The following is a 4650-nucleotide window of genomic DNA, read 5'->3' on the forward strand; positions in this document are numbered from 1 at the left end:
TATTTGGTTTTAGCAGTTCTTTTAGCTTTTGGACCTCAGCTTCAATATCGCTTGATATTAGTATATGACTTTTTATACTCTCATGATTTAACATTCACTTCTCCAAAAATTGTAGCATTTAACGAAGCATCAAAAAGTTTGTAAAGTTGTAAAAGTTTTATATCTATCATAGAGTCATAAGACTTTAGTGTAAAGCCATTGTGAAACTCTTCATCAAAAATCCAAAAATAACTATTGTCTTTTCTTTTAGCAATATCTGATCTCTTATCATCACCCTTGCCTATGTACCAAAAAAAGTAATCATCTTTATATGAAAGAGATATCATATCTTCTACAACATCTATCATCTCTCCACCACTAATATTGCTATAGTGTTGATAAAGACTATCCATACTTACAATAGGTAATAGAGGTCTATCTAAGTTTATTGAATTGATTGAGCATAATATATATTTCTCTAACCACTTTCTTTTTTCATCAGTGATAAGAATAATAGTCTTACCGTTTAGAATCTGCTCTAATGCTAAAGATAGAGGATTAGTCCAGTCAAATCTTTGCTCTTCTAACCAGCTAAGATATGCACCCTCTTCTCTGATAACATCTAAACTCCATTGTGCAAAATCTTGCATATACTTTACTTATCTAACTCATATGCATTATGTAGACTTCTAACAGCTAGCTCAGCATACTTCTCAGATATAACCATAGAAACTTTTATTTCTGATGTTGAGATCATATTTATATTTATGTTTTCATTTGCCATAGTTGCAAAAGCTTTTGCAGCAACGCCAGTATGTGATTTCATACCAACACCAACTATTGATACTTTACAAATTTTTTCATTATATGAATCTGCTTCAATATCTCCATTATTCATGAATGTATCAACAACTTTTTTTGCATCTGCTATATCACTAATAGGAACTGTAAAATCTATATTAGTTCTATCATCATGTGATTTATTTTGAATTATCATGTCAATATTAACATCACTAGTTGCTAACTTTCCAAAGATGTCAGATGCTATGCCAGGTTTATCAGCAACTCCCATTAAAGAGATACGAGCTTGATTTTTATCTAATGCTATTCCGCTTACTAATGGTTTTTCCATGATATTTTCTTCCTTTGTTATTAATGTTCCCTCTTCATTTGAGAAACTTGTTCTTGTTACTAAATTTACATTTAGTTTTTTCGCTAACTCTACAGAACGATTTTGAAGTACTTTAGCACCAAGAGATGCCAACTCTAACATTTCATCATAAGATATCTTGTCAAGTTTTTTAGCCTTTGGTTCTATTCGAGGGTCAGTTGTATAGATGCCACTTACATCTGTATATATCTCACATAAGTCTGCATCTATTGCTCCAGCAATTGCTACAGCACTTAAATCACTTCCACCACGACCAAGAGTTGTTACATTTCCTTCCATTGATACACCTTGGAATCCTGCAACTACAATAATTTTACCCTCTTGTATAGCACTCTTCATTGCCTCTGGGTTAATCTCTTCTATGCGTGCTTTAGTATGGTGAGAGTCTGTAAGTATTCCAGCTTTTCTACCAGTCATAGAAACTGTACTGTGTCCCATCTCGTTTAAAGCAATAGATAAAAGTGAAGCTGTAACTCTTTCACCTGAGCTTAGAAGCATATCCATCTCAGCTCTTGCAGGAGTAGAAGAAAAATGTTCAGCATAAGCAACTAGCTTATTAGTCTCTCCACTCATCGCTGATACGACAACTACTACATCATTACCAGCTTTTTTACTCTCAACCACACGATTTGCTACATTTTGAATGCGCTCTAAATCACCAACACTTGTTCCACCAAATTTTTGTACTATTAACATCTAAAGATACCCTTCATTTTTAAAATATCTAATGACTGTCTCATAAACTGCTTGTTTAAAAGATGCACTAAGGTTTAAAGCTTCATCAACTCCAACAAATTTATAATCACTAAATTCAGGGTGAGCAGTATTTATATCTATCTTCGCACTCTTTTTTAGTTTTACTAAAAAGTATTTTTGCTTTTGCCCCTTGTAGGGACTCATTTTTTTAGCTATCTTAGGAGGGAAATCATATGATATCCACTCAGGATACTCAGCAACAATTTCTATCTTGTTAGTTCCTATCTCTTCTTCAAGCTCACGCAAAAGTGCTTCTTGCACTTCTTCACCCTCATCAATACCACCTTGAGGAAACTGCCATTTGTCAGTTAAATCATTTCTTTGTGCTATAAAAATTTCTTTCTTTTGAGGGTAATTATTTGAAACAATAATCATCGCTACATTAGGACGATATAAATCTTTCTTGTTCATGAAAACACCTAAATTATAATAAACGCGATTATACTAAAGGACACCTCTAAAAACCCTTAAGATAAGTTAAACTAAACCATAATGTTCTGGACTTTTTGGTTCGCCATACAAGTAGCCTTGGATATAATCAACACCAAGTGCTCTTACTTTCTCATCTAGTTCTTTTGTGCTTACAAACTCTGCTATTGTTTTTATATTCGCATTTTTTGCAAAGGACAATAGTGCAGTTATCATATGTTCTACATTTTTATCAACATTTAATTTTTCTATTAAAGAACCATCTAGTTTTATATAGTCGATATTTAGTTTTATAATATTGGTAAAGTTGGAGTATCCAGAACCAAAATCATCTATTGAGACCTTACAGTTATATTCTTTTAGCATAAGTACAAAATCTTCTATAAGTTTATAATCTTCAATTTCTTCGGACTCAACTATTTCAAATGTTATTCCATCTCCACCATACTTTTCAAGTCTGTTTCTTATGTAGTGTTGCATACTATCAGAACTTATGTTCTCATAAGTAATATTGATTGATATATCAGTTTTTTTCTTCGCATAGATATTAAAAATTTTTTGCATCATTTGTCTTGTGAAAAATTCAAAAGTATTATCTTGTTTAGCGGAATCTAAAAAGTAATACGGGGATGCTATCTCACCGGTATCTGTTAAAAGTCTTGCTAATGCTTCATATTTTAAGATTGAGTTATCTTTTACATCTATTATAGGCTGAAAGTAAGGAATAACATTTCCACTGTGAAGTGCTTTTTTATATACTCTCAATCTGTTTAGTGTAGCTTTTTGAAGTACTGTATCTGAGTGATTAAATATATTTAATATTCCATAAGAAACACCAGCTGTAAAATCAGAAATAAAATAATTATCATCATATGCATAATAAACATTCTCATCAGAGTTTGGCAATACAGAATATTTCAAAAGAGATAAGTATTTTTCAAACAATGCTCTCTTAGTTACTAAAATAGCAAACTCTTGCATATTAAGACTATAAAGAGTCACGCTATCATCTATTATAATTTCATTTAATTGTTTTGCTTTTTGAGAGACTATATCACTAACCGCGTCAAGACCATACAAGTCTTTTATAGAGTTAACCTGATTAAGTAGAATTAACATGGCCTCTTCTTGAATTGTAGAGAGATCTTGTATCAAGGATTGTCTATTTGGTAGTTTTGTTAGTACATCTAAATTTTTGAGTGTTCCAATAGAGTCTACATCTACATTAAAAACAACTCTATTTCGCCCTCCACCTTTTGCTTTATAGAGATTATTATCTGCTAGATTATAAAGGTCTTCATTTGACATTGTATCTTTTGAACCGTCTATATTAACAGCACCTATAGATATTGTTACAAACTTTGAAACTTCACTTTTTTCATGTTCAATCTCTAATAACTCTATATTCGTTACAATATCAAGTGCTATTCTCTCGACTTCTCCGTCTGAAGCATTTGATATAAGAACAGCAAACTCTTCACCACCAATTCTAAAAACATCTTCTACCACATCTTTTGCATATTTGTTGATTTCTTTAGCAACTAGTTTAAGGACTTTATCACCTTGAACGTGCCCATAAAAATCATTATAATCTTTGAAGTAATCAACATCTAAAATAAGAAGTCCAAACTTTTCTCTTCTCCAAGTTGCACTCTTAAACTCTCTTTTTAAAGAATAATCAAAATAGCGTCTATTATGAATCTCTGTCAATGAATCAGTAATTGAGAGAGACTCTAGTCTTTTTGTATTAGTGATATCTTCTGCCATTGCGGTATAACCGATTTTCTTATTATTAATATCATATAAAGGACTTATTGTAGTACTTATCCAATACTCTTCACCACTATATTTATTATTTTTTAACTTTCCTGTCCACTCTTGATCTGCTAATATTGTTTCCCACAAGTTTTTTATAATTTCAGGGTTAGCACCCTCATGTCTAAAAATACTATGATTTTTACCTATAACTTCTTCTTTTGTGTACCCCGTAAAGTTTAAATATGCTTTAGATATCTCAGTGATTCTTCCACCCAAATCTGAGACAGTCATAAAAATATTTTCATCAATAACTCTATTTTTTTGTTTTAAAAGAAAATCTTTCTTTTGAAATTCTACGTCAAACATTATTTTTTTACAAAGATTTATTAGTGGTGTTATTAAATCGTCTGCACTAATTATTGGTTTTGTAATAAACTTATCAATTCCAATATTTATAGCTTCGCCAATTCTAAAATCAAGTGCAATTTTTTGAAAGTAAGTTGAAAGATAGGATTAATCGATAATCTGCTAATCTTATTCGACCAAAAACAAAGAAG

At 31.2% G+C, this 4650-nt stretch carries 4 protein-coding genes; all 4 read right to left on the reverse strand.

Going from position 1 to position 4650, the window contains the following annotated elements; genetic code table 11:
• Positions 1-80: 80 nt before the first annotated feature.
• Positions 81-629: a HobA family DNA replication regulator gene (locus QZZ48_RS14140; protein ID WP_294966902.1), complete on the reverse strand. Its 549-nt coding sequence runs from the start codon at positions 627-629 to the stop codon at positions 81-83.
• 5 nt (positions 630-634) lie between these two features.
• On the reverse strand, positions 635-1846 hold the full coding sequence (locus tag QZZ48_RS14145; protein WP_294966903.1) for an aspartate kinase: 1212 nt from the start codon (positions 1844-1846) through the stop codon (positions 635-637).
• Complete coding sequence (locus QZZ48_RS14150) at positions 1847-2317, reverse strand: RNA pyrophosphohydrolase (protein WP_294966904.1); 471 nt, start codon at positions 2315-2317, stop codon at positions 1847-1849.
• 66 nt (positions 2318-2383) lie between these two features.
• The gene (locus QZZ48_RS14155; protein ID WP_294966905.1) at positions 2384-4459 is read right to left on the reverse strand and encodes an EAL domain-containing protein; all 2076 of its coding nucleotides are present in this window, start codon (positions 4457-4459) and stop codon (positions 2384-2386) included.
• Positions 4460-4650: the final 191 nt, after the last annotated feature.

Source organism: Sulfurimonas sp. (assembly GCF_016744025.1).
Taxonomy (GTDB): Bacteria; Campylobacterota; Campylobacteria; order Campylobacterales; family Sulfurimonadaceae; genus Sulfurimonas.